The sequence below is a fragment of the Rahnella sp. Larv3_ips genome (genome assembly GCF_003697865.1).
GTDB lineage: Bacteria > Pseudomonadota > Gammaproteobacteria > Enterobacterales > Enterobacteriaceae > Rahnella > Rahnella rivi.
In genome coordinates, this window is record NZ_MJIB01000004.1 from 902,018 (window position 1) to 907,740 (window position 5,723).

Annotated in this window: 6 protein-coding genes; 4 read left to right on the forward strand and 2 right to left on the reverse strand. The window is 54.1% G+C overall.

Translation table 11 applies throughout. The features are described from left to right. Positions 1-830: 830 nt before the first annotated feature. Both ED901_RS06470 and ED901_RS06475 read left to right on the forward strand, forming a co-directional pair. Positions 831-1,928: an LLM class flavin-dependent oxidoreductase gene (locus tag ED901_RS06470; RefSeq protein WP_122095359.1), complete on the forward strand. Its 1,098-nt coding sequence runs from the start codon at positions 831-833 to the stop codon at positions 1,926-1,928. A 9-nt stretch (positions 1,929-1,937) separates the two neighbouring features. Continuing rightward, on the forward strand, positions 1,938-2,885 hold the full coding sequence (locus ED901_RS06475; RefSeq protein WP_122095360.1) for an ABC transporter substrate-binding protein: 948 nt from the start codon (positions 1,938-1,940) through the stop codon (positions 2,883-2,885). Positions 2,886-2,930: 45 nt separating this feature from the next. Here ED901_RS06475 and ED901_RS06480 read toward each other — a convergent pair whose 3' ends face one another. Next, the gene (locus ED901_RS06480; RefSeq protein ID WP_122095361.1) at positions 2,931-3,809 is read right to left on the reverse strand and encodes a LysR family transcriptional regulator; all 879 of its coding nucleotides are present in this window, start codon (positions 3,807-3,809) and stop codon (positions 2,931-2,933) included. A gap of 112 nt (positions 3,810-3,921) precedes the next feature. Here ED901_RS06480 and bla point away from each other — a divergent pair, with 112 nt between their 5' ends. Both bla and ED901_RS06490 read left to right on the forward strand, forming a co-directional pair. Next, complete coding sequence (bla, locus tag ED901_RS06485; protein ID WP_122095362.1) at positions 3,922-4,809, forward strand: class A beta-lactamase; 888 nt, start codon at positions 3,922-3,924, stop codon at positions 4,807-4,809. 168 nt (positions 4,810-4,977) lie between these two features. Beyond that, positions 4,978-5,205, forward strand: a complete 228-nt coding sequence (locus tag ED901_RS06490; protein WP_015697366.1) for a hypothetical protein — start codon at positions 4,978-4,980, stop codon at positions 5,203-5,205. Between the two features lie 77 nt (positions 5,206-5,282). Here ED901_RS06490 and ED901_RS06495 read toward each other — a convergent pair. Then, the coding region (locus ED901_RS06495) for a calcium-binding protein (protein ID WP_371414289.1) at positions 5,283-5,723 on the reverse strand (441 nt) is incomplete at its 5' end.

The following is a 5,723-nucleotide window of genomic DNA, read 5'->3' on the forward strand; positions in this document are numbered from 1 at the left end:
TGGGCTATGTTTCAGAAACTCCTCCTATTGCCGCAAAATCCCGCCGCTTTGCGGTGCCCTCCGGTCGGGTTACAACCCGCGCAAAAACATGCGCGGTTTTCCACCACTCCCTCCAGCGTGATTTTTGAGTGCGGCCAATGGCTATGTCATTCAAAAGATCATTGAGACTTAAGTTTTGAATTAAAAAGTCGAAAACGGTGCCTCTCCCTCCGGCGTGATTTTTGAGTGCGGCCAATGACTATGTCATTCAAAAGATTATTGAGACTTAAATTTTGAATTAAAAAGTCGAAAACGGTGCCTCTCCCTCCAGCGTGATTTTTGAGTGCGGCCAATGGCTATGTCATTCAGAAGATAGAGACTTTAATTTCTGATTTATAAAGTCAAAAAGGGTGAGGTTGCGCTTTAAAAAGCCTCTGGCCGCGCTCAAAACGACGTCGAATGAACGGTGAGAAACCGCGAGGGTGTTTTCCGAGCGGGTCCGAACCTGAAATGAGAGGACCGCGCAGCGGCGGCGTTTGCGGCAATAGCCGGAGCCGCTGGAATATAGCCTGCCAGCGGCAGCGCGTTGTAAAAAGAGCCCGGGATTCTTAAGGGGGGCGGCGATAAGCCCCCCTTAAGGCCCGTTTGGGCGGCGAGCCCAAGGTCTTGACGTTAAAACGCATTCGCAGGACCAGTGTGGGTGGCAACCCACCGCCCCAACCTTAATGCACATTTTTCATATTAACTTATCCACATAATGAATTTCTAACATAGTAAAAACCCGTTTATGGTGATAACTCCTGCCAGCGCAGTCTTGGTTCGCTGGCCTCTGACCTGAGGAGTGACAGCTCATGAGCGTGCAATTTATTGGTATGATCGGCCATCGGCTGGCGTCTGAAATCATTCCGCCAACTGGCCCGATTTTTGATAAAAAATACATCGCCGATTTCGCCAAAGCCCACGAAAACGCCGGTTTCGACCGCATTCTGGTGGCCTATGCCTCCGACCAGCCGGATGCCTTTCTGGTCACCGCGCATGCTGGCGCAAACACTTCCCGTATTCATTTCCTGCTGGCCCATCGCCCCGGCTTTGTTGCCCCGACGCTGGCGGCACGTAAACTCGCCACGCTCGATCACTTGCTGGACGGCCGCGTGGCAGTGCATATCATCAGCGGCGGCAGCGATGCAGAACAGCGTCGCGACGGGGATTTCGTGCCAAAGTCAGGCCGCTATCAGCGCACGGATGAATACATTGATGTTCTGAAAAAAAGCTGGTACTCGGAAAAAGATTTCGACCATCAGGGCGAGTTTTATCAGGCGGAGAAAGCCTTCTCAGCCATCAAACCATCTCAGCAACGGCTGCCTGTGTTCTTCGGTGGATCGTCTGAAGATGCCATCCGTGTTGCCGGTAAACATGCCGATGTCTTCGCGCTGTGGGGCGAACCGCTGGCAAGCGCGGCAGAAACCGTGGCCGCGGTGAAAGCCTCGGCCGCACAGCATCAGCGTGACATCGACTTCAGCATCTCATTCCGCCCGATCCTCGGTAAAACGGAAGAAGAAGCCTGGGCAAAGGCCGACGAGATCCTGGCGAAAGCCACTGCACAACGGGCTACCAGCGGCCAGACTCTGGCAGCAAAACCACAGAGCGTCGGGGCTCAGCGGTTACTGAATGCCGTGGCGCAAGGCGATCGTCTCGACAGCTGCCTGTGGACCGGTATTGCCGGGCTCATCGGCGGGGGATCGAACTCCACAGCGCTGGTCGGTACGCCTGAACAGGTGTCTGACGCGCTGCTGAAATATTATGACCTGGGCATCACCACTTTCCTGATCCGCGGTTTTGACCCGCTCAATGATGCCGTCGAATACGGTAAATCCCTGATCCCGCTGACGAAGCAGAAAATCGCTGCACGTCAGGCTGCTCTCCACCCTGCCCGTGCCAGCCTGGTCTGAGGAATTGCAATGCGAGTAAATGTAAAAAATCTGCTGTTAATGGTGTCTCTTATCGCCAGCACGTCTGCGGCATTGGCCGACTCCGTCACCCTGCGCGTGGCCGATCAGAAAGGGAATATGCGTGCCCAGTTAGAAGCGGCGGGCAAACTGGATAATCTGCCCTACAAAATTGAATGGTCGGAGTTCCCGGCTGCGGCTCCGCTGGCAGAAGCGCTCAATGCGCAGGCCGTAGATGTCGGGATTATCGGCGATGCGCCGCTGCTGTTTGCCGAAGCGGCGGGTGCGCAGGTGAAAGCCATTGCGGTGGATAAATCTGATGCTTACGGCACGGCGCTGCTGGTCAGGCCCGACAGCCCGATCAAAACGGCTGCCGATCTGAAGGGTAAAAGCATCGCCACCAACCGGGGATCTATCGGGCATTTTGTGGCGCTGAAAGCACTGGCCTCTGCCGGGCTGAGTGCCAAAGATGCCACCTTCCGCTTCCTGCCACCCAGCGATGCCAAACTCGCGCTGACGCAAGGTTCGGTGGATGTCTGGGCGACGTGGGAACCTTACACGGCTTTCGCCGAAACGCAGGATCATCTGCGCGTGCTGATTAATGGCCGGGGGTTGTGGTCAGGGAACAGTTTCCTCGCCGCCACGGACACGGCGCTGAAAGATCAGGGTAAACGCCAGGCGATTGCTGATTATCTGCAACGGCTGAGCGATGCGCAGATCTGGGCGTATAAAAATCTGGATGCGTACAGTGAAAAACTGGCGAAGATTATCGGCTTCCCGCTGGATGCGGCGAAACTCTCTTTTGAACGCCGCAAATCCTACTGGCAGCAGATCGATGCGGCGACGGAGACGCAACAACAGCAAACCGCTGATTTTTATCATGCTCAGGGATTGCTGCCGGTAGCGCTCAATGTCAGTGGCACCTTTGATCACAGTTTCCTGCTGAAACCATCCCTTTAGCGCTGCGGGCACCGGGAGTTTGCCGGTGCCCACTGCACTGCGCGCTTATTCTTCAGACCTTTCAGCCAGATGGCTGAACAGCCACTCTTCGAACACCTGCATCGCGGCAGACATGCGTTTCGATTTAAGCCGGGTCAGCCAGTAACTGCCGAGCGTGATTTCAGTGGCAAACGGACGAACCAGACATCCGGCCTCCATTTCGCGGGCAAACATCGACACGGGAACCAGCGCCACGCCTTCCCCCTGCATCGCCGCTTCGGCCATCAGCCGCGAAGAATCAAACACCGCTCCGGCAGCGCGCCAGGGATCCAGACCGGCGGCGATCATCCATTGATCCCATTCATCAGGCCTGTACGAACGCAATAGTATTTCTTTGGTCAGCGCATCCGGTGTCGAAAGTCTGCGGGCAATGTCCGCAGAACATAACACCGTGTGCGGCGCGTCAAACAACAGCCGGTTTTCCGTCGCCGCCCAGTTGCCGGTTCCAAAACGGATCGCGTAATCCAGCCCTTCGGACGCCAGATTAACCACGTTATTGTTGGTCAGAATTTTGAGTTCGATAAAAGGATGCTGCTCCCGGAAGGCTTTCAGCCGTGGCAATAACCAGCCTACGGCAAAAGTACCCACCACCGCGATGGTCAGCACTTCATGAAAATACCCGCCCTCAAAGCGCTTGAGCACGGTTTGAATCTGGCTGAACGCTTCGGATAACACCGGCAATAACACCAGCGCTTCATCGGTCAGTTCCAGCCCGCGCGGCAACCGTTTGAACAAGGCAGTGCCCAGCTGATCTTCCAGCAAACGAACCTGCTGGCTGACCGCCGCCTGCGTGACGCTCAGTTCAAGTGCGGCACGGGTAAAGTTGAGATGTCTGGCCGAGGCTTCAAAAGCACGCAACGCATTGAGAGGCAGCGAGGTCCGCATAATGACTTATCCATAAGTTTTTCTTTATCCTGCGCGAAATTATTCTCGCTTGTCAATCCTGCACCAAACAAGGATATTGCCGGCTTCCACACCAACACCGATAAGGATTTCTATGTTCATGAATACATTTCGTCAGAAGGCGTGCCTCACCGTGGCACTGATACCTTTGTTATTTTCCAGTGCACCGCTGTGGGCTCAGACGCCCGCACAGGCAAAAGCCGTGCAACAAAAACTCGCTGAACTGGAAAAAAGCACCGGCGGGCGGTTAGGCGTGGCGATGATCGACACGGCCAGTAACACGCAGACGCTTTACCGCGCGGATGAGCGTTTCGCCATGTGCAGCACCAGCAAAGTGATGGCAGCATCAGGCATTCTGAAAGCCAGTGAAACGGATAAAAACCTGCTGAATAAGCACGTGGATATCAAAAAGTCCGATCTGGTGAACTACAACCCGATCACTGAAAAACACCTTGATAGCGGCATGACGCTGGGTGAACTGGGTGCGGCGGCGATTCAGTACAGCGACAACGTGGCGATGAATAAACTTATCGCGCAGCTCGGCGGCCCGGCAAAAGTGACGCAGTTTGCACGTTCCCTCGGCGATGAGACTTTCCGCCTCGACCGCACGGAGCCAAGCCTCAACACGGCGATCCCCGGCGACAATCGTGACACCACCTCCCCGCTGGCGATGGCCGAAAGTCTGCGTAAACTGACGCTGGGCAATGCACTGGCTGAACCGCAGCGCGCGCAGCTTGTGGAATGGTTAAAAGGTAACACCACCGGCGCAGCCAGCATCCGCGCAGGCCTTCCGGCAACGTGGCAGGTCGGCGACAAGACCGGCAGCGGCGATTACGGCACCACCAATGACATTGCGGTGATCTGGCCCGATAACCATGCGCCGCTCATTCTGGTCACCTATTTCACTCAACCGCAGCAGGATGCCAAAGCACGTAAAGATGTGCTGGCGGCGGCCGCCAAAATCGTGATGGAAAACCTGTAATCTTCCCCGCTCATGGCCTGGGAACGTCATGAGCGGTGTTCCTGCTGTCGTATTCAGCTTTGTTTTCCGTGCGTTGCGCAAACTGTGAACTTCCGCCCTGTGTCAAATGGCCGAACGTGGTTAATAGATGAGGTCGCCCGATATCAGGCTTAGCTAACAGGATGCAGCATGGAAAATTACGCCAACAAAAGCGGTGATTCACAGGTTGTCAGCTTCCAGATAGATGCCAACTCGATCAAAGTCCGTTTCAAAAATAATCACGTGTATCTTTACGATATCCGTCACCCCGGCCCCGAGCATCTTGAAAAGATGAAAGAATTAGCGCGCGCCGGATGGGGTTTAAATACCTATATTGAAAGCGAAGTAAAAACGGATTTTTCTTCCAAAGTGTTCTGAATAAATATCCTGAGATGTCAGAAATAAAAAAGCTCCTCCGTGAAAACAGAGGAGCTTTTGATATTTACCGCATTACATTATTTCGCGGCGTCGAGATAGGATGAAACACTGACAGAGTGCATAAAGCCTGTTTGCTGATCTGCTGCTGATAGTTCGCTATGCGTTGCGGCAAACGTACTCATCGCTTCAACCAGTTGCTGCACCTGGGCTGCATCAATTTCATAGCCATCATGCGTATGAATGATTTTATTTTGGCTGTCAGCATTGGAATACCAGTTCATCACTTCAAGGGAATCCTGAGATCCTGATTCGGTAATAAGCAGATTACTGTTACTTTTCGAGAACCACAGGTCGGTGAGATTGAGATCGCTGAATTCAATAATATCTCTGCCCTCAAGCTTACCTGCGGAATCAGTGACCCTGTCATTACCGTGTCCGTTAGCAAACAGATAGGTATCCTGCCCCGCTCCGCCATAGAGTGAGTCATTACCCACGCCGCCGTTCAGAACGTCATCTCC